The sequence below is a fragment of the Photorhabdus hainanensis genome, from assembly GCF_018448965.1.
In the GTDB taxonomy this organism is placed as follows: domain Bacteria; phylum Pseudomonadota; class Gammaproteobacteria; order Enterobacterales; family Enterobacteriaceae; genus Photorhabdus; species Photorhabdus akhurstii.
Genome location: NZ_RCWD01000010.1, coordinates 37,306 through 62,628, shown reverse-complemented (window position 1 = coordinate 62,628; position 25,323 = coordinate 37,306). Strand labels below are relative to the sequence as shown.

Here is a 25,323-nt window from a genome sequence, read left to right as displayed (position 1 = left end):
AAGCATTGTGATTATCGACCTGAATAATCTCTATTAACTGCCAAAGGTCCTCCACGCCATAAACTGTATCCAGCTCATGGAGCGTTGCTTTTCCTGACGAGATAACGGTCGCTATTGTGCCTGGGACATTTGTATAACCGACGATACCGAATGGTCTTGAGATGCTGGAATAGCGCGGTGGGATTACGATTGGTTGGCGGTTTTGAAAAAATCCACGTGTAACTTAAGCACCTCTGCACGTAATTTCAGCCGGGTAACAATTTCTTCAATGTCACTGTCGATCAGTTCGCGTTTGATTTTTTTATCTGCCGGATTCGGAACCATCTGCACACAACCCATCAGTTCATCAAGTAGTAGCCTAGCTTCATCAGGAGCAATGCGAGAAATTGCTTTCAATCCAACCACCGCTAATGCAGCCATGCCCAAATCCCGAAAATTATCGGGGATATCCAACCCCTCTCTCCCCATTGCCATCAATGCACGAATAGCCCACCATTCAGCCTGCGAAGCGGGCATTTCCTGAATGTAAAAAAGCTTTCCTTTGTCGCGATTATCATCATTCATAGTGATGAAGGTTTCTTTACGTGCCATTAGCTATATGCCTCACCTGTTATTGATTCCCACTCAATGACGGCCTGCGCCGCTTGTAAAACCTTTCCTGCGTCCGGCATGGTTTTCCATTGCTTCAGAACGCCGTTCACCAATGTGTATTTACGCCCGATGGCCGGAAGAATAACCGTCGCATTACATCTGAACACCGCGACGCTAGTACGTGATGTCGTTGCCCAGGTATCAAAAATGGTGCGACTTTCTGAATCAGGCATAATATGAATCGTCTGATTGATATTGCCGTAGATAAAACCCGCTGACAGTTTACCGTCCGCCCCACGTACCGTTTCAGCCAAATCCAACGCCTCAGTTTCGAAAATGTTGTCGGCGGCAAATCCCTGTAATTGCACACCAGACGGGTATAAATTGGTCACAGTCAGGGTAATTACCGCATCAGCAGAAGTGATTGTGTCTGACATTATTGAACCTCCGTAGATGCCATTTCGAATTTCTGAATACTGCCACCGTCGCAATACCACAGTGTACAGCTTGGGCTGGTGCGATTTGCACGCATAGAGGCAGACATTTCCCCAATATACAAGTAATAACCCTTCGCGATTATTGACGTTGAAACATCAGATCCCACAGCGTTAATAATTTCCAGTTTTTGTACAGCCGATAATGTTACGCCCGATCGGATACCGCCCCACAACTTAAACCGCTGGATAACATCACTCATCGAGGCTTCCACCAGCGCACGGCCAGCCGTGTTATAAGGAACAGTCTTGTTGGATTTGAACAAGGCAATAACCGCCCCCTGTAAGTTCGCATTCAGCCAGATTTGACCACAGAAGGAATCTAACCACTTAAAATCACCGGTTATTGTACCATCAGCCCAATAATTTTCGGTGATGTTATTAGCGGCATAATTGCCATAGAAGTTATATCCATTAGCAATCAATGCATCATAAACATCAGAATCGATCACATCAGGACTGAGGCCGTTCAATTCTCTGAATTTAAACGGAACACGTCCCTCCGTTCGCTCAAAATCCAGCACCGCCGCATAACCCAATACTGCTGCCGGTTTCATATTATCAGAGCAGAAAACAGGAACGACACTCCCGTAGCTGTGAATGCCAATAATTTTATGGGCGATAGTTTCCTGACTGCCTTTCACTTTTGCCGTGCCGCTTGTTGTCCAGGCAACATAGAAATAGCGATATACCTGACTACTAGCCCATGCGGATAATGCAAGATGCTGTTCATCTGTACATTCAAATACCGTCGTAAAACCTGCCCATTGCTGAGACTGCGTTTTAATCACAGCGAATAGATCAGGAACCGCCGACACTGTAGCCCCCTGAGAAACCGTTGCTCCTAGTGCGCCAGTGAACTTAAGAGCCTCGGCCCCATCACCAGTACCATAGGTGATATTTGTATCTTCCAGTTTAATGCTGCCAGAGACAACATTGATGATAAAAGCTTTACGGGTGGTATCGAACACAACCGTTACTGCCTTGCCAATCACTGTTTCAATGCTCTTTGCTGCATCCGCAAAGGATTTAACCCCATCAAGATTGATTGCGGCGTTTATTGCTGTACCATTGATATTGAGTTTCAATGTACCGGACATTTTTTGCAAATCGGCAATAGCTACTCCATTAAAAGAACCTGAACGTAACCAGGCCGATACTGCCGCTCGATTAAATCGGGAAAACAGTAATTGGCCGGGTGTCTTTGTACAGTTGTTGTACCCTGAAAAATAAATAGCCGCCATGCTATACTCTTCGGATGCACCACCAAAATATACCGCCACATCTTCTTTAGTCGAGAACGACAGCACCACACCAACAGGCGCATATATATTATCTGTCAGTAATAATCCATTGAGATCAACAGCATTACCCGCTGCCGACAGCACCCCCGGATTAATCCTCACGTCTTTACTGATTGGAATTGCCATGAATAGACTCCACTGTTTTAGTGTTCAGCGTAATACTGTCGAAAAATAGTTGTTCTGTTGTCACAACAGGGTTGATTTGAGCAGTAAATTCAAATGTCCAACGCGACTCATATTGCTATTCACCATTAATCATCGTCGTCTGAATCGGGTCGCTGGCATAAAGTGGTGCCATATCGACACCTGACCTCTTGAATAGCTCAATCGCATATTCAGTGCGCACCGTCATTGCAATAATGTGAGCATCCTCATGAGCGAACTGACCGTAACAGTCAATTTGACATGTCCAGCGTGTCGTCCGAGTGATTAGACTTTTTCCCATACCTGCCGCTGTTGGTGCGTTATAGATCACTACACTTGTTGATAAACCCGTGCTGTTCAATGGTGTCATAACAATAAAATCGCCATCTGGCATCGGTGAGCGATTTATCTGAGACAAAATAACGCTACGCCTGGGTATTAAGGCCATTAAAAAACCGCGTAATGCGGTTGTTATATCGTCTTGCGTTACACTTATCGTCACCACTATTGTTCCCCACGCTGCAATGTAACAGCGAATTTGCACCAATTCGGCCACTCTTCCAAAATCTGCACTATCAACCACTCTTCACCATTAATAATCAACAGATCACCCCCTTGCTGTCTGGGGCGGTTGACGGCATTAAAATTGCCATTCACATAAGCCGCTTTGAGCATGCCCTGAATATTCAAGCCGTTCGTATGTTGTAGATCAGTAAAAGTCAGTGGCTGGATTTGTGCGGTAACGGGTGTTGTAATGTAGCGCGGGACTTGCTTACCACTGGGTGCAATATCATATCCCACACTTACCCGTATCTCTCCAGGTGAGTGCGGATTAACAACCCCAACAGCACCAGATACAATATTGTGCAGGTTCATTCGTTCCCCTCATCAATCACATAATCAACACTGTTCAGCATGTGTTTGGTGTGACGTAACGGCGCATCAAATCCCTTTTTAGCTATAGTGGATTTTTTATTAGCCGGTGAAGTGAAAGAACGAATAGATTGTTGAATTTGCCCCTTGATAACTTCCCCGGTCATCCGTAACGCTGCATCCCCATTCATATCGTTAGCACTCAGGCCCTGTGCAAGCACATCACCCCATTCATTAGCATGTTCGTTGATAGTGTTACGAAAAAACGGACGGGGTCGCCTATTACGCCTCGGATCGCCAATCTCGTTACTAATTGCCACCATTGCAACTGAGGTGCCATCGGGATAAGTCGCGTCTTTGAAAAAACCAACCCGCAATTTTTGGCCTTCACCCACTCTTTTAGCTAATTGCTTTAAGTAGCGTTTTGCTGCATCACCGCCCTTGATACTGTTCGACATTAGCGTCTCCATTGAGTCCGTGGATAGTAATATGACGGATAGTGAGAGGGAGAGCTGCCGGGGACGTAACGCATAATTCTATATTGCTCTGTTGCCTGCCAGTACATAGCCCCGTATTTTGTCTGCAAGAACCAAGCAGCACGTTCACTCACAACGCCCATATCAGCCGAAACGGAAACAGATCCCTCACTTGCGCTGCTAACTCGCCCCACGAGCGGATTGGCCGCTGTTCCGCTAACAGATAAACGATTAAGTTCGGCAATATGAGCAACAAGCATATTCAACAACAGTATTCGTTGTTCAAGATCACTAACTGGACTTTGGGCCGTATTGTTAAGATAGAGTGTTGCTTCAATAAAATAGGTATCCAGCAGGACATCACTGATAGAAGAAAACTCCGGGTAACGAGTGCGAAATTTCACGACATCAAAAACGACAACAAAGCCCATTAGCTTAATCCTCTTCTTTTCGCTGCTCGATATTCTTACCCGGTTTTTGGGGATCGATAGGCTCTAACCCGTTCTTTAACCCGGCTTTTTCCTCAGCTTCCGTCCGAGCCTCTTTGAGTTTTTCCTGGGCAAAAATAAGCCCATTTTTGACCAATTCCGTATCTGCATAGAGCTCCAGATATTTGTCAAAAAACGCTTTATCAACATCATATGTCAGCCCATAACCACCAATAATTGTTGATGAATTTATCCCGTTTAGCGTCACACTATTCCCATCAATTTCAATCGTTAACCCGTGAGGCAATTTACACCCCACAATGACTGCCACCATTTAAACCCCCAACATTTGTGCAATAGCGTGTGGATAACGAATAATCGCACCCCACGTACCGGCTGATTTCTTTTGTTTAAAACTGGATGAGCTCACAACAACCGCATGTGCCCGCATTTTTTCAGTAAATGAGGCATAAGCCGTTTTTTCATCATCAAGCGTATCAGCAATCAATTGAACCAGTTCCCCCGCTTCCGTACTGTATTCAACCGCCGTTTCAATCGTCAGATTCGGAAAATTCTTTTTCAATTGATCGGTAACATTAACGTTGTACTGGTTAGTTTTTGTCAGATTGACTTCCGCTGTTGGCGACATGCAAAGTTTCAATGGCTCTGTTCGTTCCACCAACCCTTCCGTTTGTTTTGTAAGCTGTTTAAATAGGCGTTGGGAAATATCGTCATAAATTGCCTGCCCATCTTTGGTTTCCCACGTTGTACCATTGGATTTTCCGTTTGCAGCCGGTACCACCGGTGCGCTTAACCCCAGATCATTCAACAGTCCATAGTTTTTAAGCCCCGCAATACCATAGAAATAAGACTTGTTCATAAACTTGTTTAGGGTTAATGCGCTTGCGGTGTTAAGTTGCGCTGCTCGATTGATACGGGCCGTACCGTACATATCCAGCTCACGCTCCCCCCAGACAGTAAATGTTTGGAAATGATAGCTCTGGCGTTCCACCCAATTCACGTTAGCATCTGACATGCCGTTATTGCTGTGATCACCGTATGAGCTCACTTCACCCGTTGATTCTTCAACCGGGAACTGGGTTGTCAGCGTTGTCCAGTCACCTTTTTTATTTTCACCGATAATTTCAGCCGCTCTCATCGGCGTGACCAACACACGAACCAACTCAGGATCGAGATAGTTAGTCAGATACGCAGGAACACCGGCGTTACTCACGGTCACCATAGCTGGCTGTGCATCCATAGCTAACGTATAGTTACGAGCATATTGGGGATTTAAGTAATCGACGGCCTGTGGTACTACAATGCCGTATTCCCCTTCAATATATTGAAAATCTGTATGTCGTTTCATTAGCTCCAGGTCCCCATTTTGACTAATTCACCCGCACCAGCAGCAGTACCGGCAACGAATTTAGTTTCGATAAAATCAGTGATAGTTTTTCCCGCTGCGGCGGCCTGCACCTCACCCGTTTTTAAGGATGCGTAAATCTTATCCCCAACTTTTGCGGGAGTGCTTGTTCGTACCGTAAAATCACCCGCAGTAAATAAAGTGACTTCACGTCCGGGTTGGATCAGCATGGATGCTTCTCCCAACCAAAGAGTGATAGACGCTTGTCCGTCACGCCCCACAAAACCAGACGGGGCACCCGCCCCCTTGTTCGAAACAACACCATCAATCACCCAGGCAAAACGCCCAACAGTTACTCCATCGTTACCCGCAATCAGCGTGCCGTCCCTTGCTAACAAAGTGGCGCTAGGGTTAGTACTGGCAAATGCTCCCTCAATGCCGGGGGCTGGATAGTGATTAATTTTGTTCGGAAAACCCATAGTTAAATCCTCACTAATTCAGATGCGGTGGGAAAACGTTTTTCAAAAGAATCTATAGCAGCAGAATCCATTGCTAGGCGGGCTTTAAGTTTTGCTGATTCTGCTATGCCGATCTGCATTTTCACTAAAGAGCGATAAGCGGACGGATGAACGCCGGTTGTATCAACACCCACCTCATCAAGCGCAACCTTGTAAATTTCGTCAGCAGAATCCATTGCTACTACATCACCGATGAGGGGTTTAACCTCAGCCTCAGCAATGCGAATAGCATTAATGTGATTCACTGTGTCTTTTTCTGCCTTTCGAGTAGCTGCACGAATAGCAGCATCCATTGCGGGCTTACTGACGCTATCCTCTTCCTTTGGTTCTGGTTTATTATCGGGATCATCGTCTTGCGCGGGAGTGCCTGAAATTAACGCCCGGATTTTTTCCAAGTCTTCCTCTGGCAATTTACCCGCAAGCAGTTCAAGTACTTGCGCACAGATATCATCGTCCTGCGCGGGTAACTCCGCAGGCTCCTGTGTCTCCGCATCATCAGCAACAGCTTCAATGATTGAGGCAAGCTCCGCTGAGTCGATTTCCATATCCTGAGCCAGAAGTGTACCGAATTTGCTTTTCGCCGCTTCCGCTATACTTTTCGCGCTACCACCCGCTTTCAGTAATGAGGCAATTTCTTTTGGTGCAGCATCTTGTGCTAATTTCGGCTGCAAGTATGCCCCCAGCGCCGCACGTACAGCGACAGCCACCATTTTTTTATTTAACTTCATGTGTTTTAACTCCAGAGGGAGGGAATCGCAGACAACAACATCTGCACCGACTCGCCCTTCTTCAACAAGAGCGACATGGTTCCCGACGATATCGCGCATAACGCCATCATGATGAATGCCGTCATACATGCCGGGGGTCATATCAGCGACGTAGTGATACGCCGCTGACAATTCTTTTTGTTCATCCGATTCAATACCCGCTATAGATTCAGCATCCCAAATTGCCAGGCTGTTTTTCAGGTATGTACCATCGAACATGGAATCTGATCCCGTTGTACCGACAATCAATTCTGTTGAAGGTTTGGCCGCCGTGACGGGAATGTGTTTTTTCAATAACGGCAGGTTATTGAAAGTTGCAACCCCTTTCTCTAATTCATCAGGGGCACGCAACAGTTTGTAGATACGATTAGGATCAAGCCTTAACCCTTGCCAGTTCGGGATTTCTCTTCCGTAATACGATGATACCGTCGCCTTAGAGATAGGACTTTCAGCAACATGCAAACGCCCATCTCTGTCGTATGAGCGTACAGAAGCCCGATCTAACGCCAGACCGTGATTCATAATATTTCTCGGATTAATTAGTTGGTTAGTTTAGGAATGACGACCTGCCAACCACACCCGCAATTGATTTCTTCACCAGGCATGATCCATTTTCCGTCAATATAAAGCCCTTTTGATAAATCGAACTCTTTACCATCCGCTTTCAAGTGTGATTGACGAAATTTTTTTGCTGCATGACTGTGCCGCCAAATGCCCGTCTTAAAACCGATTGAGCGCTGCCGGGCAGATTGCATAACAGAAGTCGCTTTGTTGTTCTGGTCACGAGCAATCAGGGCTGCTCGGCGCTTAGTAATGTCGTAACGCTCTTGCAAGGCTTTTGTCAACGTTCCAAGATCACGCCCCCTTGCTACTGATTGCATCACTAGCGTTTCAACTTGGGATAAATATTGCCGTGGAATACTTTTAATCAACCCAACATTCTCACCAATGACCGTCTGTAGCGCGTTATTCATTTCTGTCGTCATCGTGAACGGTATCGAAATATGTGCCGCATCTAACGCATGATTTAACGAGGCATCCATGTTGTCCATTGATAAAGCCGTGAATTTTTTCGCCAGCTTATCAGCTAAAACATCAAACTGCTTTAACCAACGCCGGGTTAATTTTCGCATTGCTGAACGCATCAACATCTCCGGGCTAACATCCATTGCCATTACTGCACCGCTGTTCTTATAATTGGCGGATACCCAGTAAATCACCGAGTTATTCATCTCATCCACCAGCTTATATAACTGCTTGCTGTACCACACCCGAACACCGGCATTAGGTTTAATTTGTCGGAGTGTTTGAAGGGGATCAGATGATGTTTTCCGTGTTGCCCTCTTCTTCGATGTCGTCTTCTTTGTCGATTTCATCATTGATTTCCAGAGAGTGATACGGGCTGTTTTCATCGTTGGCTAGACGTTCGCGAGCTTCATCTGTGCTAATCACATTTGCAGCAATTAATACTGAATCAGTATCTGCATCGGTCTTACGTATGCTGGCTTTTTGTTCATCATTCATTTGATACAGCGGCTCGAATGTAAAGCTAATATCAGGATCAATTTCGCCAAATTCGGATAACTGAATAATATCAATCATTCGTGCCAATCCATCTTTCACTAACATTTGCAAGGTAGCAATGAAGTCATAGAAAACACGGATTTCCCCATCAGATGACGCATTTAGCCCGCTTGGTGTGATACCTGTAAAAATCACTAACGGTATGCTACTGACTGAACTCATATGTTCCTGAGACTGGGCTTGCAGTGAATCAAGGCCACTTAGCGGTGTATTGAACTGGAAAAACTCCTCTTCGTTATCCAGCATCATTACCCCTCGGTTATCACGCATCTTGTTAAACAATTCTGCACGATAAATTAACTGATCGGGATTCTTCGCCTGTCCTTGCAACGTCGATTGAAGATTGGTTTTAAATCCAGACACAGAGAATGAATGGATCAAATCAGATACGCTATCACGTGTCCTATACCAGTTTTGTACATAAGACTCTGCAATCTGAGTCAGTGATAAGCCGCCGAAATTATACGCAGGTTTAAACATATCGGTTAATGGCCGGGTGATAAATGTAATCAAACGACTGTCATGTACAGTTTTTGCCATCACATACCAACTTGACGGCTTATAGAAATCATTGCTCAACGGGTTGCTAGCGTTATAAATCCCCGGATATGTCCATATTGGCTCAATGACGTTAAAGCCAATAAGACTCCCCTTTGTGATTTTTTTGGGTGACAGAAATAATCTAGACTCAAGTTCAACCGGATCGGTTGCAGCAAGCACGCCTCTTGACGTGCGAACATCAATGTAAATCTGACCTCGCCCAAAAAAACCATCATGTTCAATGGCTTTTTTTAACCGTTCACGAACGTGGAATTTTTCAATAGCCTCATTAAGCGCTTTGATTTTATCTGATTTGTCATTATCCCCCACTGACGTTAGCTTTATCCACTTACGAGTCATCTCCCCTGCAATAGTGCCGACCATTTTCCGATATTCGGGTAATTGTGACAGTTGGGCCAGATAAGGATAACCGGGGAAACCCACATCTCCCGATATACCACCTGTACCCGTCATATATTCATAAGGTGTAGAATCCATTGCCATTAATGCGGATAACTGTTCAGTAGGAACAACACCGGGAGGGGGCCTGTATGGTTCAACAGGCCGAGCTACTTTTCTCTCTGTTATCGATCCGACAGTATCCGGATGTATGTTCATTGGCTGAGGTGATGCTTGATCAATATCCTGTTCAACTGGCAAAGCCTCCGCTTTCTTTTTATGTCTGAATTTGAAAAACATTAAATTCGCCCCAACAGATTTTTAGATATACGAAGTGGGTTGTTTTTGCCTGTGATATAACCATCCAGCGAATAACGTACCGCATCCCATAAATGGTTATGTTTGTCGAGCACCACCGGCAGGATTTCACCGGTCAGTCGGTCAGTCTTGTATGAATAGAGTCTTGCCTCATCAATCATGTGCTTACAGCGTTCATGAATAATGATTTCTTCAAACCCTTTTAGGTAAGTGATCCCATCTTCGACACTTCCGGGCCACTTTGTAGCACCATCGATAACGAACCCCTGACGAGATAAGTAGCTGATTGTCTCCGGTCGGCTACTGTCCCCATGAATGGGCCATTTGCGAGAAAGTGGCACTGAATCATAGAACTGGGACATTTCATCTAATTCAACACCTATCCCATAGGCTTCATATTCAATATATAGTTTGGTACCGATAATGAAGCAGCGAATTAATGTTGACGGGTCATGAGCGAAACCGAAGTCAGCCCCATAGAAAAGCCGGGCGGCCTCTAGCCACAACTTATTAGAAAATGCTTCAACCCGGTACTTGCCAGAGAAAATAACTGCTTCACTGAGTGCTTTTGGTAATCCAAGCCAAATATGCTCATACGCTTCATAGTCGATACGTTTGCAATATTCCATCTCTTGCTTAAGCACATCAGGGAAAAAAGCATTATCGCAATAATTAACCTTGCTAATAATAACGCCGCCGCCAGAGGGATCTTCGTGATGCCGGGTCATCAGTTTGTATGTTGGCTCTTCCTCTTCTCTGGGGTTGAAAGAAACCCAGACTTCGGATTTATTGGCGCGAACTGTCGGACCAAGAATATCCCAACTATCTTGTGATACCGTCTGAGCCTCTTCAACCCAACAGATCTTAATGCCATGCATCGACTTGATGCTTTGAATATTGTTGCGAAGACCTTTAAACGTGAAACGAGTGCCGTTCTGACCTTCAATCTCGTTGTTTTTGACCTTATAGAAGTGGGACAGTCCAAGATCAATGATTTGTGCCTCAAGCAGGGCAAGAACAGAATCATTGATTGAGTTCTGGAATTCACGGGCACAGAGAATCGTCATTGGCTCTATAGCACCCAACAATACCAGCGCACGAGCGATCTCTACCGATTTGCCACCACCACGCCCGCCATATGTCCAACGCCAACGAACAGAACCCAATGCTCGGTCATATAAAACCTCTGTCGCCCAGTCACTACTAAAGGCGTACAGCACACCATCTATGATGACTGGGCTACCTGTTTTCCCTCGCGCAGTTTCTCCATATGTGTTGACCAGACATCAGCCGGGCAATTGGCAGGCGTGACAACAGACCTTGCCATAACTCAGACCAGCGAGATCAACATTGACCTCAGTTTTATTGCTGCTCATATCGATACCGGTAAGCTGAGCGGCGTTTTTAATATTTGGGGCAACCTGCCCGAATTTCTTATCTGCTAACGCTTCCTTCCCAGCACGAAACGACAATTCAGCCAGGTGTCCAGCATTGAATGAAACAAGCAACGCCGCTTCGTTTCTCAGTTCTCGAATGCGGGCTTTTATTTCCGGTCTGCGTATCAATATGGATGATTGAGAATCAGCACGGGCTGGAGAGTAACCCGCACAAATTGCCGCCTCTTTCATCGGCATACCCGCCGCTATGTTTTGAGCAAACTGTTCGTATTGCGGCTTTAGAATCCCTGCGGTTCCTTGCGAACTCTCTGCGAACTTTTCAGACTCCAAGATATTACTGGTGCTACTTGCTACCTGACTTTCCGTTTGGTTCGCATCAGGTCCGCACTGCGTACTTTCAACAATAGTGCGAACCCATTCCTCAGTCTTTGCCCTCTTGCGGATTGCGGCATCACTAATACCGTACTTTTTGGCAATCTCTCTGATTGAGATGAGGCCGGAACGGTAATCGCGCTCTATTCCCTCCCAGTCAGTATTTTTTGCCATTTCTTTCCCTTAAAATATAAAAACCACCGTGGAAGGTAGTCAACATGTAATATTTATTCAATAACAAATAATCATCATTCAGTTATTGTTTAATTCGGCTTTCCGTCTGATATTTACCATTCGAACATAAAAATCATGCATAGATTTATAGTTTTCTTCACGTTTATCAATAGCCTCAAAAGGCTTAAGCCACTCATCAACCTGAGATTTGCACGTAATAAAAGCATCATCCACTAACTTTTCAGGCAGTATGTCTGCTGATAATTTAGGAAGGACATAATCATTTAGACATGTTGTCATAGGATCTGCGTATTGGGTTTCCGAGTACCCAATACAAGGTAAAATAAAAACAATCATCAATCCGATAAGTTTTACGCAATTGAATATTTTTAACATCACTTCCTCCTCGCATGGGAGGATTATATATCAGCATTATCACTAAATAACGCTTCATAATTCTGCTACACATGGTCTTCTTCAACCCATTGTTATACATAGAATTATGAGTAGTATAAGATGTAGCTCTATTTTGGAATCTTATTTAGTACGCGATAGATACAAAATGCCACCACGGGATGTTATGGCATGGGGATATTTCTGTAGCTACTCAGGGAATGGACACAGAAATAAGAATTTATCGTTAGAAAATTATGTTAGTGAGGAAACATGAATAACATCACGATTATCAATGCATATCTTCATTTATTTAAGAAAATACGATCCAGCTCTCTATGTGTTATCTAACAAAAGGTAATATACTGTCTATTCTTTAACCTTATCAAAATTAGGAGATAAATAGTGCTTGAAACAATTTCATATATCCCTATTTTAAAGACCAAAAGAGCTGAATTTAATGCATTAAATCAACTCGACACTTTTACGAAATCAAAGATTATTCCTCTATTAGAAATTGAGCCAGTTCCCATAGACCCTGACACAGATATCCCAGATAAAACATATAATGAGATGTTAAATGGGTTTGAGAGAAAAATTCTTTCTGGATGTGATGGTATTCCTATAGTATTTTTAGATGGGATTTTAATCGAAGAGCAATTTATTGCTTCAACAGACACATATCCAATTGAAAATGCGATAATCCAAGCAAGAAACGCTGGGTTTAGAGTGATTCCGGTAACATCTCCGACCAGATCAGTTGATTATAAACAATCTATCAGCACCCTTGTGCAGGGCGAAATTTGCTTCAGATTAACAACCACTGATTTAGTCAATCCTCAACTAATTACTGATTATATCCATGAATTACAAATTACCCCTGAGCACATTGATATAATTATCGATCTACGAGATATGCTATCAGAAAGTGATGTCAGCTCAGAGCATAGCAAAATACTTGCGTTGGGCTTGATTAATAACTTTAGCAACCTCCAGAGATTCCGTTCTATATCATTAGCATCAGGATCTTTCCCTATTGATTTGAGCGGCATATCGTTAGGAACTTACTCTCAAACTCGCTTAGAATGGACATTGTGGCAAGCTCTTCATTCTAGCGGACAGTTATTAAGAAACGTTATTTATAGTGACTATGGTATACAGCACCCTGATTATTCTCGCCTTGCAACTCGATTCCCCAGTGTTACCGCCAGTGTTCGATATACTGCCGATAGTGATTTTTTAGTATTTAGAGGGCAAGTTGCGAATCGATATGGCTATGAACAGTATGGCGCTCATAGTAAAGCAATTGTGACCCACCCTGAATACTCAGGAAATTCATTCTCTACAGGTGATAGAGATATTGATAATTACGCGAGAGAATACACGCAATACCTTCAAGATCCTGCGGGAAATTACAAATTTGGCAGTCCAGAAGTTTGGAGGAGAATTGGACAAAACCACCATATTACTAAGGTAGTCTCTCAGCTCTCCAATTTGTACGGGCTTTAAGCTTTTTCCTGACCAAATCACGAAGCTCATCTGTATCTAAAGTTTCGGCTAATTTATTCCATAATACACGCCGTGGTTTGCTTTTTAGACCACGGTCTTTACCTAAATCAGAGAAAATTTCCAGCATTTCCTCTTTCCATAGCAACATAGAAAGGGATACTTTATCTATAGACGGATTAAGGCGATTGTGGCGCTCAGTATATAAATGTATACCATTTCTTGCACCTTGCGTTACTATCTTAACTCCCCACCAATCAGGAATAATCTCCATTGCTGGCTTAGAGTGAGTTTCAGAAACGACAAGAGTTACCTTATCCATAACCGATGAATAATATTGAATCTGTAATGGTAAACGGAGCAAGTTATCACTTTTACTTTTGATTTCATAACCATGCATAAGTCCATTAATCACCGTAATATCAGCACGGCTTGCTCCGAGACTCATTATGAACTCGTCAATAATCAATGTATCTGGATCTTTGTGATGCTCCCTCAGTATTTTAGAATGAACAGCACGCCGCACGTCTATGTCTTTCATTATCTTGTCTTTCTTTCCAAGGTGTTAATGTAACCGTTTTTGAGGTCAGGAACTTTAAACGCTAACTGAATATATAGCACTATTTTTTTCTTCGTCCTCTGACGTAAAGCCTATTTTAAGAAAAAATTCCAATACTCAGTTAATGCACTGCCCCCTAACATACTCCTGCCACCCCAGTACCATTTGCTCTGAGGTGGCAATGTGTTCTATTCCTCAATTAGAAGGAGCTGTCTCTTTCTCTGATTTCAGTTCAGGGAAATTAGTAAACGCCATTTTTGCAATGTATTTACCGAATTCGCCTTTGCTGATGATAAGCGTTTGGTCAAGGATCGTCTCTGAATTGTTGTGCGATACATAGTATTTACTGGGTTGTGTTTGTGTTTCTCTGTCTTTCTCGAAGTAAATCAGATCAACTTCTGTTTTCATTTTGTCGCCTTGTAACATTCAGTTTTTATGTAATCCTGCAAATATCTTAATTTTGCTCGGTCATTGATGATGCTTTCTCGGATATCAAGAACAGTTGATCCAGTTTCTCCAGTGAGTTCGACTGTGGTTGTAGTGCCCACGCCGCCGGAGGTAGTGGCCTCACGCACGGGACAGGTGGCTTGGATGCGCAACTTGCGACGACCAGCGGCAACATCATTGCGAAGAACATCAATTTCAGATTTAGCATTAGCAAGTTCCTGAATGTGTTTCACATCAAGCTCGCGCAACATAGTGATGTGTGAATTTTGATAATTAAGCGCATCCGTAAGCTGTTGGATTTCTGATTGCAGCTGTTTTGTAATATGCTGCTCTTTCTGTAACTCAAAGTGATAATAATACGCTGTCAATGAAATAAGGAGCGACGCTAGTATAGTGTAGCAATGAAAGCTAAATTTCATAGCAACAACACCCCAGAAACCAGCCCCATCCATCTTTACCTATCAAAGCAAGAACGAAACCAAACAGAAACAATATCCTGGCCAACAAATATCTACTCATCCAGCCCCCAACAAGTTAATTCCGATTCCTGGGCACGTCGCTCAACTTGACCATAACAGCCGTTTGCCTGCCCTTTGGTCTGTCGACAGTCTCGACCATTATCAAATACCCAACGTTTTATCTCAGCACAAGCGCCTTTCTTATCTCCGGCATTCAGCTTTCTATAGAATGTGGAAGAGAAGCATTTCGATGGGCCAATGTTATATGGGCAAAAGCTGGCAATACCTGCTATCTGAGGTTCAGTTAATGGCACCCGCACATTGCGTTTTACCCATGCAATAGCCTGCTTTGCTTCTTGTGCATTGAGGTCACGGCACTGATTCGGCATTAACCTCATCCCCTGACGAGCGGGAGTTCCATCAATCCGAGTAACACCTCGGCAGATTGTCCAGACTCCCCCCGCATCTTGATACGCTGATAGCCGGTTACCCTCTTTCTCGTCCAAGAACTGAGACAATATCGCCGTGGCACCTGCACCAGAGAGAACCAGACCGATAACCGCAGCACTTAACTTACTGGTCTTTGTCATTGCGGCTAAGCTCCCGATGCTTGTAGTACCAGTTGACCCCAAAGGTGCCAACAGTGCAGATAATGCCAATAATGATGGCCCAGTCGTTCAGCGACAGAGCACCAAGCATTGCTGTAAATGTGCCCCAAGTGTATGCAGTGGGGCTGGTGTATTTGTCCATACGCATAATTCCATCCCACTGATGGAGTGATCATTTAGTTAATTTAATTACTTGGGCTGATTTGCCCTGTATTGATTTAAAAGACTCAATAAGCATGAGACTTCACTGCATTAAGAGAAGAACGTATACTTGCAACAAATTTGAATTACCTGACATACACATTTTTATGAGCTTAATTCACATACGACTATATATTAATAAAATTGTTGTTCGCAACGTCAGCACTGGTAAAGAAGTCTCTGGTACCCCCGACACTCCCTTTACCACATCTCGTTTATTACTAGGGCAAATGATACCTGCAATGTTTTTGCTTAAAAAATTAATAAAGAAAGTGAGAAAAAATACTTGGTATAACTTTTTTTTGTCAAACCATCATGTGATTATTCAGCCGATGGAAATGAATGAAGGTGGACACAGCCAAGTTGAATTTAGAGCTTATATAGATCTCGCTAAGAGTATTACTTCAAGTCAAAAAGTTAATCTCTGTTCACCGAGATTACAACCACTTTCTGACAATGAAATCCGCCAAATACTATCCAACAATTCACTATTTGGCCATAATAACTAATGAGAGAAACTCAAATAACCCCTCCACCGCAACGAGGTAGTTATTCATATTATTACCCCCATTTCCCGCTTAGTTTGGTTAAAGTACTCTTCTTCCAATTCTACACCCAAGACCCTACGATTCAGCTTCAGTGCCGCTTTTAGTGTTGAGCCCGATCCCATAAAGAAGTCCGCCACCAAATCCCCTTCCCGACTACTGGATCGGATAATATGCGCCATCAAGTCTGCCGGCTTTTCGCAAGGATGTTTACCTGGGTAATACTGAACAGGTGGAAAAGACCAGACATCAGTATAAGGCACATCTACCGTCACCGAGAACGGACGGCGCAGCAGCCCATATTCCAGACTCAATTCCTCATATTGGCGTGACAGAGTAAGATGAGATTCTACTAACTCATGATACGGCCTGTTTAATTCTCCGTTCTGGTGTTTTTCTCTGGCTATTCGAGCGAACAATACCCGCAGTTTTTGGTAATCCACTTCATTGGGTAATTGCCACTGGCTATCACTGAACCAGTGACTGACCATCTGTTTTCCCGTGGCAGCGTTAATTTCTTTTGCTGTGACACCCAACACCTTTCGTGCATTGCGAAAGTAGTCCACAAGCGGTTTAAAGACATATTGCTTAAGTTCGCGGCATTTGTGGAAATACCCATCACCTTTAGGTTGATAAGGCCCCTGATAATGTTCAGCAAATATGATCCGTTCAGTAGAAGAGAAATAAGCCCTTAAACTTTCTTTATTCTGCCTGCGCCACGGACCAGAAGGTTTTGCCCAGATAATGTGGTTAAGCACATTGAACCGTTCACGAACAAGGATTTCCGTATCAGACGCCAGACGCGAACCACAAAACATATACAAACTGCCGTTGGGTTTCAGCACACGCCAGAATTCAGTCAGTACTTCATCCAGCCACGCAAGATAAGCTGTTACATCCTCCCATTGTCTGTCCCAACCACACTCTTTTACCCGAAAATAGGGGGGATCGGTGGCGATTAAGTCTATGCAGTTGTCTGGTAACGTTTTGATAAATCGTAGAGAGTCGTCATTAATTAATGTGATACCACTTAAATTCACAATATTTTCCATAATCGATACTAGCTTACTCTCTGGTTAGCACAGAACAGGCGAATGGCTGGTGTCGTCAACTCCACCAGCCGTCCATTTCACCGCTTAAGAAGTCACCCCATCAAAGGCAACGCTTGAAAAAAGTGTCGTTGTCCCGGCTTTCCATCAAGCCCGCCAGACAAAATTGAGTTAAAAGTAATTGGCAACGCGGTGTTGATAGCCCCGTCAGAGTTGAAACATCGGGAATAGAAACCCAGTCATACATTGGTACTGTTTCTAAAACACATGAGGCTGTTGTTGTCATATCTTCATGTTTTAGCATGATAATTTAAACCTTTGGTCAGTTATTGTGCATAGACACACATGTAACTCTGACCAATGACAACAGCAAGTCTTATCTGAATTTCAAGCAATAAAAAACCCCGCACTGGGCGAGGCTATCAGTCACGAATACTACTATCACAACATATACTGAAATAGTGGCTCATAAGTTCAAAGATGTCAACACGTTCGTGACAAAAGTCTTGATTTTCTTTCCTGTTCCCGTCTTATAAAGGCATCTTGCAATGGTTGATAAATCAAATATTCCGTTGCTCTTAATATTTCCTCAACCTCACGCCGACAAGTTGACATTGATGGCTTTCGCTTACGCAACATACCATTTCTGCGGATCATAATTCTTGGCTGAACCGTTGCATGATAATGTTTGGCAATTGCTCTATCAGATACACAATAAACATATCGACTAAGCAACATCCCAAATGCAACCCGATCAATGTAGTAAATATGGTCTACTACCCTAGCGATTAACATTCCGTCATCATCATTGCATATCGGACGTTCTGGATAACCTCTCAGCTCTACCGTCGCCATAAGCTCAGCAATCATACTGCTCTGACGTTTATCAAGCCTGCCAGAATACACCCATGCACCGAACTTGGATAACCAGTCCTGCAACCAAATTTCTTGTGCCTGAGTCAATTGCAGCCCATCCGTTGAAAATATCACACCCGACATAACCGTACCTCTTCAACTTCCCTTTTAACTTGGGGCAATAGTTCCGTTGCCATACTGTGGATTGCTTGCCATGCCTTCGGTGCCGCATGAAAGCCCGTGGGATGCAAACGCTCGATGATAGCGAGGATGCAGCAGAATGGAGAAATGAGCAGCCCTTTGGGCCATATCTTGTACCGCTCTCACATGATGAATTTCCGCAAGTATTACTCCCAACCCCATATTCCGACAACAGATACATCCCAGTAATGTCACATTAGAAAGCCACTGTTTTTCACTTTTAGCCATTGGCTCTGCCTCTCATTACATAAAATCGGACAACTGAGAAGCTGCATGTTCAGCGGCGTTTCGGGTCGGGAAATTGCGATACAAAATAAAGTTCCAAAGCACGTTTAATGTATCTTTATAAAGTTCCTGAAATTCCATCTCTTCCATTTTGGCGAAACTGACTGAACGAGGTTCACGGTACAGACTGCCGTTGGGCATTTCGTAAATGTCATAGTGCCCTGATTCCACTGTTGCCCAGCGCCGAAAGGCATCAAAGGATTTGGTGGCAGTAATATTCTGGGCTCGGTTTTTAGATATGCCAGCAAGATATTCATCCGCAGCGGATTGTAAGACATCTTCACTGCCCGCGAAGTGTGCAAGAAATTGTACGTAGCCACGCACAAGCGCTTTCTCTTCCGGGGAAATGGTACCCCCAGCAGGTTCCCAGTATTCATAGCCGAGATTCAGAAGGGCAAAATATTTACGATGGAAACGCAGGTTACGTGCTTTCTTAAAATCCGCATAGAGCACATCGCCCCACTTCACTTTGGAGTGCAGGTATTCCCTGGCTGCGGGAGTCGCAGGTCTCAGGGTGTCATTCGAAATTTTGATAAAACTATGCTGCGTCATTACTTATCCTCAAAGTTATGACACAGCAGCTTTTGTTTAGGTTATCAGATGTTCAGGCCGATACGAACAGAATAACAGGTGTTAGTATTAATTCCCAATTTTACTTTCTATTAAATAAATTGACGACGTTTGTATCTTGTTGTGTAGTAGATATATTAATACTATTCTTCAATTGTATTCTGGATTGGAAATCAAGTACCTGTGATTCTGACAAGAATCCCTTAGGAACTGAACATAAATCCTCTAAATCTCCTTTTGGGAAACCAAATTCCTCAAGAAGTGTTTTTTTACTAAAAGTTCTAGAATCCAATAATAGATTTAAGCACCTAGGTAACAAACGAACCGACTCTGGTTTTCTAAGATCATCAAGCGGCTCTCCTTTTCGCCAACCTCTAGCAGAAATATTTTTATATAACCTCTGATATTCCAGAGAAGATATTAATTCTAAATTTCTCGCTCTAAGGATCATAGATTGTGCCGACATCCCCCAGCGATTTTTTAGAGATATGAAATTCTGCAATGTAGGATATGGAGGAAGCTCTACAGAAAATGACTCTTCCGGCAGCATGAAACTCGACGCAAACTTATGTGCTTGCTCTTCTATTGGATTAAAATTGATATTATCAAATTTATTTATATATCGATGTAAGACTATATGACCTAATTCATGAGCAGCATCAAATCGACTACGATAATAGTTATCTTTATCACTAGCTAAAACCACATACGGTCTATTCTCTAAATCATTCCATTGAGAATAGCCATCCATTACAGAACTACCTTGTTCAAATCTGGAACAGACTATCCCCGCATTCTCCATTACCAGTAATAGATCATCTATCGGTGCAATACCTAATCCCCAAGCTTTCCTACACTCAAAAGCCATTCTTTCAATCAATTGATCATCTATCGCTCTGTAATCCTTTACGTTAAGATGAGGAATGTTAACCTCTGGATAATCAAGATATTCTTGCATCTTACATGATAACTCTTGAAACCACCCCATGTATCGCTCTGAGGCGATACATAAGTCTTTTGCCGTGGTTGAAAGTGTTCGGAAGAATACTGGTTTTTTTTCGTACTTAACAATAGGCTTTGTGAACCAACTTACCGGGCAATTAAGAATCTGACTTAAGCTATGCAATACTTCTGCATCGGGGGAATGATTACCGTTTTCCCATTTGGTAATAGTTGATGGCGAACGATCTACTAACCTACCAAGGTTAATTTTCGATAATCCCCTCGCTTCTCTTATCTGTGTCAACCTTTCAGATTGGAAACCAGAAATTCCCACTCTCATAATGTCTCACCTATTCTATTTTTCCTGATCCTTCAGGCGCTTCTTGAGCTTAGGTAAAACCATATCAGGAATGACTATCTTCTTCTCTTCAGAATAGAACGCTAACAGCTCCGTTACAGATTTATTATAGTGAAAACCTTTCAGATTGGTGAAAGGAACCACAACCCTTAAATCCATCATGCTGGCCTGAGATTCATGATATGGTGGATTAATATTTATTAACAACACACCTAACGTACTAATGTCATTATGATGCTTACTATCTTCTTCTCTAAAAAGATCTGGAGTATAGCCTTCAATTCTTTCATTTAGCTGAGCTATCAATAAGCGATATTTCGCACCTCTTATATGGCGCTCATCGTGATCTAACCCCGTACGGCTAATTTTAACACCTTCTGAATCGATAATTCTGAATTACATAAAATTCCCGTTATAGAGTTAACACCAGCAATATTAAAAACTTGGATTCAAAAACGATCAACTGCTCTGAAAACAATCAGGAACAATCTGTCATTTTTACGAAGCGCCATAGATGAAGCAGTTACTGATTGCCTGATTAGTATGAATCCTGTGAATTTAGTCACAGCATCACGGTATCAAACTGAACGAATAGAAAATGATAGCGAATATATTGTTGACCCCCTATCTCCTAACGAGGTTACTGCATTACTGTCAGCAGCAGGCAATAAACAAAAACAATGGGAAAATTTATTCCTTTTTGCGATACATACAGGGCTTAGAAGCTCCGAGTTATGCGCGCTTCGGTGGCAAGATATCGACTTTATTGGCAAAACCGCACATGTCCAGTCGGCAAAAGTTGTGGGAATAATAAAAGGAACGAAGACAAAAGCCGGTACCAGAAAAGTCGAACTGAACACTGACGCTATGTCGGCCCTATTAAATCAGAAGGCATTCACTTTCATGAAAGGCAACGTGATATTTGAAGATCCTAAAACAGGCGAGGCTTGGGCAGGCGCAGATGCAATTCGTAAAAAAGCCTGGGTGCCCACACTGAGAAAGGCCGGAATCCGGTATCGAAACCCGTATCAAACAAGGCACACATTTGCAACAAAACACATCAGCCAAGGGGTTAATCTTTTCTGGCTTGCAGCTCAAATGGGGCATAAAGGCCCAGAGATGCTTTTCAGACATTATGGATCATATTTGAAGGACTATGACGGCAGCACATACAAGTCCAAACAGGTCAGTGGAGGGACATGAAAGGAGCTGCAAAGGATACGCAGCGCAGATATTTCATAAAAATGTTATTTATAACAATAAGATGAAAAACAATTAACGCGGGTTCAACTCCCGCCAGCTCCACCAAATTTGGTTATAAAGCAATCCAAAAGAGACCGAAAAGCCCGTAGTCACAACGAGTTACGGGCTTTTTTATGTCCTGAGAGTCTGATGCGACCTTAACTAAATCCAAACCTTTTAGGCCCATTGATAGACCCAACGAAAAGCTCTATATGTCTTCGTTGGGCCTAAAAGCACGGAGATTAGCCATAGCGAGACACAGAATTCTGAACGCCCTCGAGTTACACTTCAAAACGCGACAGAAATTGGGCTTTAGCTAAGATTTTCTGAAATTCAGGGCACTGCATATGCTCAGAGGTAGTACAGTTTGCGATATGTTTCAACCCATTACGTATTAAACTGAGCTTGCGAATGGTTTTATCTATCTCCCTTGCCTTAATCAGCAACCGTTCCCTGTCTATGTTCACTTTTCCTTTTCCGTCTGCATCAAACATGACTGCAATATCGTCAAGCGTGAATCCCGCAGATCGGCCAAGCGCAATCAGTTGAAGTTTATTCAGAACATCAGGACTGTATTGTCTTCTGAGACCAACACGTCCGATCGGACGTATCAGCCCTTTTTTCTCATAGAATCGCAATGCTGAAGGAGATATTCCAACAAGTTGAGCGACCAAACCAATATCAAGATCTTTCATAGTTGACTTAAACCTAACTTTAAGTTGCACAATGCTTGCCAGCTTAACATCTCTGATCAGACGGAGCATAGAACATGAACACAGACGTTATTTTTCGAATCTTGATAACTGGTATCGGCGCGACAATATGTATGGACATCTGGACATTAATACAAAGGCGTCTGCTCGGTATTCCATCTCTTGATTATGCTCTAGTTGGCAGATGGTTTTTATGGATGAGAAAACAACGATTTTTCCACCAGACTATAGCCAGCACTCCCGCAATCTGTGGAGAAAGACCTTTAGGATGGGTAATACACTATCTGACCGGTGTTTTATTCGCCCTCATCCCGCTAATTTTATCTAGCCAGAGCTGGTTTTATCAGCCCACACTAGCGACAGGATTATTTGCTGGCTTGATAAGTTTGTTTATCCCATTTCTGATTATGCAGCCGGCATTTGGATTCGGTCTGGCTGCGTCAAAAACCCCAGTCCCCATGAAATCACGAACGATAAGCCTATTAACTCACACTTCTTATGGGTTAGGGCTTTATCTCACAGCAAAAATTATAAACCTGGTAATATCATAACGACACCTGACGTTTTTATATTTTTCATGTATATAAAGGACGTTTCAATGAAAATCATAATAGAATAAATTATCAATCAGCTACCCCGTTAACGACCTAAAAAAGGATTAACGGGATCGGAAGGAAATTAATATTGTAAGCTAAAAATCTTATTGATAGGCAATGTTCTCAAACTTATCAACATCAACCATAGTAGCTTCATCTCTGGATACTTTAACCATTCGTCAATGACAATAATAATGTTATGGAATTGATACATAATTCAAATGCATCATCAATTGCTTTTTACAATAATTATCCTTTAACTTTAGTTATATTTATATTTCAATGCTGTAATGAATCAAACTAGTCAAGATGAATCTGTTAATATTGTATTTTCAATTTGAAATCGGGATGTTACTATTCAATATATTGGCTCAATTATATCAGGAGTATTACCAATGCTAAAACCTATTGGAGTTGTCTTAATCTCAGCTATTTTAACAGGATGTGGAACTTTTGGCTCTCGTGTAACTCACGGCTATGAATGCAAAGTCTACCCAGCAACTCAATTTGATATACAAGGTATTAAGGAAGGCTACCCATTTTCAAGCCTGATAGACCTTCCATTCTCGATAATCACAGATACACTTATACTTCCGTGGGATACTCATCGTTTATATACTGATGAAATATGCAAAAAACCACACCTTTAAACTATGCTGAATTATATTAGCCAACACCCGATAAAATAAGCTAAACCGGATAATAACAGACAATGGTTAATTTAATTTACGACGAACATTCTACAAAAACTGTTCCCGATATATAGATTGATATCGAATATTATGGGAGCAGTTCACTAAGTAGCTTTCAATATAATTTCTCTTTAATTTCAAAGCTATAATATATTAATTCTCTCTGTATTAAAATATTACTTAATATCCTATTGCAAACCAATATGAGCCTAAATTATCACGCCCAATTATAGCACCGGCAGAATTAAATTCATAAACTGTTGAATAGTTATCCGCAGGAATCGCATTGGAATAGACACTAACTTGCATAGATAAGCATGCAGTAGGAAATGGGATTGGATATGTTACTGTAATTTGTCCAGGGCCTCCTTTCGGATTATATCCCCATTGATAAATTATTCCGGTATCGCCACACTTCCACCAACCATTTACGGCTTTTAGGGCAGTATTTTCAGTGATATTAATCATGGATTCTCCTTAAGGTTAATAATTAATACTTTCTTCAAAAGAGATCTACCGACTAAATCATTTAATTACATAAGTCATGCATTGATAATACACTTTAACTATAGTAGATCCTAAATAAAGCATGATGAATTATTTTTATCGCTAATAGTGATTAACCATTACGGAGTAATTAATATTAATAAATAATTTTAAAGACAAAAATTATACAAAGCTATTTATTAATAGTATCAGGAAGCTGCCTTCCCACTTCCTGCTGTTTTCCTTGCGTGATGTCCCGTTCCCCCCTGTCACATAAATATGGATGTAATAGTATAAATAAAAAATTTTTATCATAATTTCACAGCATCAATATGAATGAATGTATCACCATGCAAAAAAAAATAATAAAAACAATATATTTAAATACAAAACATCAATAAATCAGCATTAAATTATTCATTAATATTAATCAATGGCAATTATTTTCCCATCTTTTGTCACAACCCCACCTGTGTTACTTCAACAGATTTTCAACAAAACAATAAAAAATTATACGAAAAGGGAACTTATTACCTTTTATTGAACAATAATTAGTAACGCAGATAAACTATTTGACTCCAATAAACCCCTGATGAGGTACCAACGATGAAGAAGTTATCAGCTTGCCTTTTAGTGTTAAGTATTGCCTCCTTTTCCTCCAACCCGGCATTCGCAACTATCTGTTTGCAAAGCGATAAGCCACTGATCAAATGTACTCAAATATGCGGACCGATAGCTCTTTATAGTATTTTCTTCTCAATGGCTTGCTTTTAAATCAACCAATAGCAAGCAAAAGTGACAGGAATAATTTTATTCTTGTCACTTTATCATGTGGTTATTACTCTTATTCATAATGATATATCTTTACACAG

34 protein-coding genes, 1 tRNA gene and 1 pseudogene are annotated in these 25,323 nt (G+C 42.3%); 6 read left to right on the top strand and 30 right to left on the bottom strand.

Going from position 1 to position 25,323, the window contains the following annotated elements:
* Window positions 1–183 precede the first annotated feature (183 nt).
* The 16 genes from EAE92_RS08305 to EAE92_RS08230 form a co-directional block, all read right to left on the bottom strand.
* Window positions 184–591, bottom strand: coding sequence for a hypothetical protein (locus tag EAE92_RS08305; protein ID WP_214067737.1), 408 nt, complete (start codon window positions 589–591; stop codon window positions 184–186).
* Complete coding sequence (locus EAE92_RS08300) at window positions 591–1,028, bottom strand: phage tail fiber protein (protein ID WP_036770760.1); 438 nt, start codon at window positions 1,026–1,028, stop codon at window positions 591–593. The genes EAE92_RS08305 and EAE92_RS08300 overlap by 1 nt, the downstream gene beginning before the upstream one ends.
* Window positions 1,028–2,515 carry a DUF3383 domain-containing protein gene (locus EAE92_RS08295; protein ID WP_214067736.1) on the bottom strand — a complete coding sequence of 496 codons (1,488 nt, stop codon included), beginning with the start codon at window positions 2,513–2,515 and terminating at the stop codon, window positions 1,028–1,030. The genes EAE92_RS08300 and EAE92_RS08295 overlap by 1 nt, the downstream gene beginning before the upstream one ends.
* 115 nt (window positions 2,516–2,630) lie before the next feature.
* Window positions 2,631–3,035: a phage neck terminator protein gene (locus EAE92_RS08290; RefSeq protein ID WP_246545091.1), complete on the bottom strand. Its 405-nt coding sequence runs from the start codon at window positions 3,033–3,035 to the stop codon at window positions 2,631–2,633.
* Window positions 3,036–3,037: 2 nt separating this feature from the next.
* Entirely contained in the window at window positions 3,038–3,409 is a 372-nt protein-coding gene (locus EAE92_RS08285) for a hypothetical protein (RefSeq protein WP_011147581.1), read from the bottom strand.
* Window positions 3,406–3,864 carry a hypothetical protein gene (locus tag EAE92_RS08280; protein ID WP_011147582.1) on the bottom strand — a complete coding sequence of 153 codons (459 nt, stop codon included), beginning with the start codon at window positions 3,862–3,864 and terminating at the stop codon, window positions 3,406–3,408. The genes EAE92_RS08285 and EAE92_RS08280 overlap by 4 nt, the downstream gene beginning before the upstream one ends.
* Window positions 3,864–4,313 (bottom strand): DUF4054 domain-containing protein, encoded by a 450-nt coding sequence (locus tag EAE92_RS08275; protein WP_054480091.1) that lies wholly within the window; start codon window positions 4,311–4,313, stop codon window positions 3,864–3,866. Before EAE92_RS08275 ends, EAE92_RS08280 begins: the two co-directional genes overlap by 1 nt.
* A 4-nt stretch (window positions 4,314–4,317) precedes the next feature.
* Window positions 4,318–4,644 carry a hypothetical protein gene (locus EAE92_RS08270; protein ID WP_214067735.1) on the bottom strand — a complete coding sequence of 109 codons (327 nt, stop codon included), beginning with the start codon at window positions 4,642–4,644 and terminating at the stop codon, window positions 4,318–4,320.
* On the bottom strand, window positions 4,645–5,679 hold the full coding sequence (locus EAE92_RS08265) for a major capsid family protein (protein ID WP_214067734.1): 1,035 nt from the start codon (window positions 5,677–5,679) through the stop codon (window positions 4,645–4,647).
* A complete protein-coding gene (locus EAE92_RS08260; RefSeq protein ID WP_214067733.1) occupies window positions 5,679–6,155 on the bottom strand; it encodes a structural cement protein Gp24 in 477 nt (158 codons plus the stop codon). The genes EAE92_RS08265 and EAE92_RS08260 overlap by 1 nt, the downstream gene beginning before the upstream one ends.
* Before the next feature lie 2 nt (window positions 6,156–6,157).
* On the bottom strand, window positions 6,158–7,483 hold the full coding sequence (locus EAE92_RS08255) for a DUF2213 domain-containing protein (RefSeq protein ID WP_214067732.1): 1,326 nt from the start codon (window positions 7,481–7,483) through the stop codon (window positions 6,158–6,160).
* A 17-nt stretch (window positions 7,484–7,500) separates the two neighbouring features.
* Entirely contained in the window at window positions 7,501–8,193 is a 693-nt protein-coding gene (locus EAE92_RS08250; protein ID WP_214067794.1) for a phage head morphogenesis protein, read from the bottom strand.
* An 85-nt stretch (window positions 8,194–8,278) separates the two neighbouring features.
* On the bottom strand, window positions 8,279–9,784 hold the full coding sequence (locus EAE92_RS08245) for a DUF1073 domain-containing protein (protein ID WP_214067731.1): 1,506 nt from the start codon (window positions 9,782–9,784) through the stop codon (window positions 8,279–8,281).
* Window positions 9,784–11,019, bottom strand: a complete 1,236-nt coding sequence (locus EAE92_RS08240; RefSeq protein WP_214067793.1) for a PBSX family phage terminase large subunit — start codon at window positions 11,017–11,019, stop codon at window positions 9,784–9,786. The genes EAE92_RS08245 and EAE92_RS08240 overlap by 1 nt, the downstream gene beginning before the upstream one ends.
* A 69-nt stretch (window positions 11,020–11,088) precedes the next feature.
* Window positions 11,089–11,745 (bottom strand): terminase small subunit, encoded by a 657-nt coding sequence (locus tag EAE92_RS08235; protein WP_246545090.1) that lies wholly within the window; start codon window positions 11,743–11,745, stop codon window positions 11,089–11,091.
* A 78-nt stretch (window positions 11,746–11,823) separates the two neighbouring features.
* Window positions 11,824–12,141: a hypothetical protein gene (locus tag EAE92_RS08230; RefSeq protein ID WP_214067730.1), complete on the bottom strand. Its 318-nt coding sequence runs from the start codon at window positions 12,139–12,141 to the stop codon at window positions 11,824–11,826.
* Window positions 12,142–12,543: 402 nt separating this feature from the next.
* Here EAE92_RS08230 and EAE92_RS08225 point away from each other — a divergent pair, with 402 nt between their 5' ends.
* A complete protein-coding gene (locus EAE92_RS08225) occupies window positions 12,544–13,647 on the top strand; it encodes a beta family protein (protein WP_214067729.1) in 1,104 nt (367 codons plus the stop codon).
* Here EAE92_RS08225 and EAE92_RS08220 read toward each other — a convergent pair.
* The 5 genes from EAE92_RS08220 to EAE92_RS08200 form a co-directional block, all read right to left on the bottom strand.
* Window positions 13,607–14,185 carry a sce7726 family protein gene (locus EAE92_RS08220; RefSeq protein WP_214067728.1) on the bottom strand — a complete coding sequence of 193 codons (579 nt, stop codon included), beginning with the start codon at window positions 14,183–14,185 and terminating at the stop codon, window positions 13,607–13,609. The genes EAE92_RS08225 and EAE92_RS08220 overlap by 41 nt on opposite strands.
* Before the next feature lie 213 nt (window positions 14,186–14,398).
* On the bottom strand, window positions 14,399–14,611 hold the full coding sequence (locus EAE92_RS08215) for a hypothetical protein (RefSeq protein ID WP_214067727.1): 213 nt from the start codon (window positions 14,609–14,611) through the stop codon (window positions 14,399–14,401).
* Window positions 14,608–15,069 (bottom strand): lysis protein, encoded by a 462-nt coding sequence (locus EAE92_RS08210; RefSeq protein WP_214067792.1) that lies wholly within the window; start codon window positions 15,067–15,069, stop codon window positions 14,608–14,610. The genes EAE92_RS08215 and EAE92_RS08210 overlap by 4 nt, the downstream gene beginning before the upstream one ends.
* Window positions 15,070–15,161: 92 nt before the next feature.
* On the bottom strand, window positions 15,162–15,698 hold the full coding sequence (locus EAE92_RS08205) for a lysozyme (protein WP_011147596.1): 537 nt from the start codon (window positions 15,696–15,698) through the stop codon (window positions 15,162–15,164).
* The gene (locus EAE92_RS08200; RefSeq protein ID WP_011147597.1) at window positions 15,682–15,864 is read right to left on the bottom strand and encodes a phage holin family protein; all 183 of its coding nucleotides are present in this window, start codon (window positions 15,862–15,864) and stop codon (window positions 15,682–15,684) included. The genes EAE92_RS08205 and EAE92_RS08200 overlap by 17 nt, the downstream gene beginning before the upstream one ends.
* A gap of 88 nt (window positions 15,865–15,952) precedes the next feature.
* Here EAE92_RS08200 and EAE92_RS08195 point away from each other — a divergent pair, with 88 nt between their 5' ends.
* The gene (locus EAE92_RS08195) at window positions 15,953–16,426 is read left to right on the top strand and encodes a YjaA family stress response protein (RefSeq protein WP_343221383.1); all 474 of its coding nucleotides are present in this window, start codon (window positions 15,953–15,955) and stop codon (window positions 16,424–16,426) included.
* 44 nt (window positions 16,427–16,470) lie between these two features.
* On the opposite strand, the gene EAE92_RS08190 is transcribed toward EAE92_RS08195, so the two are convergent.
* The 7 genes from EAE92_RS08190 to EAE92_RS08160 form a co-directional block, all read right to left on the bottom strand.
* On the bottom strand, window positions 16,471–17,514 hold the full coding sequence (locus EAE92_RS08190) for a DNA-methyltransferase (RefSeq protein ID WP_214067725.1): 1,044 nt from the start codon (window positions 17,512–17,514) through the stop codon (window positions 16,471–16,473).
* Between the two features lie 100 nt (window positions 17,515–17,614).
* Window positions 17,615–17,815, bottom strand: coding sequence for a hypothetical protein (locus EAE92_RS08185; RefSeq protein ID WP_011147645.1), 201 nt, complete (start codon window positions 17,813–17,815; stop codon window positions 17,615–17,617).
* Between the two features lie 179 nt (window positions 17,816–17,994).
* Entirely contained in the window at window positions 17,995–18,510 is a 516-nt protein-coding gene (locus tag EAE92_RS08180; protein WP_214067724.1) for an antiterminator Q family protein, read from the bottom strand.
* A gap of 24 nt (window positions 18,511–18,534) precedes the next feature.
* Window positions 18,535–18,795, bottom strand: a complete 261-nt coding sequence (locus tag EAE92_RS08175; protein ID WP_246545089.1) for a hypothetical protein — start codon at window positions 18,793–18,795, stop codon at window positions 18,535–18,537.
* A gap of 15 nt (window positions 18,796–18,810) precedes the next feature.
* Window positions 18,811–19,404, bottom strand: coding sequence for a DUF1367 family protein (locus EAE92_RS08170; RefSeq protein WP_214067723.1), 594 nt, complete (start codon window positions 19,402–19,404; stop codon window positions 18,811–18,813).
* A gap of 100 nt (window positions 19,405–19,504) precedes the next feature.
* Window positions 19,505–20,704: a helix-turn-helix domain-containing protein gene (locus EAE92_RS08165; RefSeq protein WP_046975053.1), complete on the bottom strand. Its 1,200-nt coding sequence runs from the start codon at window positions 20,702–20,704 to the stop codon at window positions 19,505–19,507.
* Window positions 20,705–20,719: 15 nt separating this feature from the next.
* Window positions 20,720–21,028, bottom strand: a complete 309-nt coding sequence (locus tag EAE92_RS08160) for a hypothetical protein (RefSeq protein ID WP_214067722.1) — start codon at window positions 21,026–21,028, stop codon at window positions 20,720–20,722.
* Between the two features lie 84 nt (window positions 21,029–21,112).
* On the opposite strand from EAE92_RS08160, the pseudogene EAE92_RS08155 reads away from it, so the two are divergent.
* Together EAE92_RS08155 and EAE92_RS08150 are read left to right on the top strand one after the other, a co-directional pair.
* A pseudogene (locus EAE92_RS08155) lies at window positions 21,113–21,925 on the top strand (site-specific integrase); the annotation flags it as partial.
* 2 nt (window positions 21,926–21,927) lie between these two features.
* A tRNA-OTHER gene (locus tag EAE92_RS08150) sits at window positions 21,928–22,030 on the top strand.
* Between the two features lie 215 nt (window positions 22,031–22,245).
* Here EAE92_RS08150 and EAE92_RS08145 read toward each other — a convergent pair.
* Window positions 22,246–22,659 (bottom strand): helix-turn-helix domain-containing protein, encoded by a 414-nt coding sequence (locus EAE92_RS08145; RefSeq protein WP_214067791.1) that lies wholly within the window; start codon window positions 22,657–22,659, stop codon window positions 22,246–22,248.
* A gap of 74 nt (window positions 22,660–22,733) precedes the next feature.
* Between EAE92_RS08145 and EAE92_RS08140 the strand changes: the two genes are divergently transcribed.
* Both EAE92_RS08140 and EAE92_RS08135 read left to right on the top strand, forming a co-directional pair.
* Entirely contained in the window at window positions 22,734–23,228 is a 495-nt protein-coding gene (locus EAE92_RS08140; RefSeq protein WP_214067721.1) for a DUF2938 domain-containing protein, read from the top strand.
* 440 nt (window positions 23,229–23,668) lie between these two features.
* Window positions 23,669–23,923, top strand: a complete 255-nt coding sequence (locus EAE92_RS08135) for a YceK/YidQ family lipoprotein (RefSeq protein ID WP_214067720.1) — start codon at window positions 23,669–23,671, stop codon at window positions 23,921–23,923.
* A 222-nt stretch (window positions 23,924–24,145) separates the two neighbouring features.
* Here EAE92_RS08135 and EAE92_RS08130 read toward each other — a convergent pair whose 3' ends face one another.
* Entirely contained in the window at window positions 24,146–24,433 is a 288-nt protein-coding gene (locus EAE92_RS08130; RefSeq protein ID WP_214067719.1) for a gp53-like domain-containing protein, read from the bottom strand.
* Window positions 24,434–25,323: the final 890 nt, after the last annotated feature.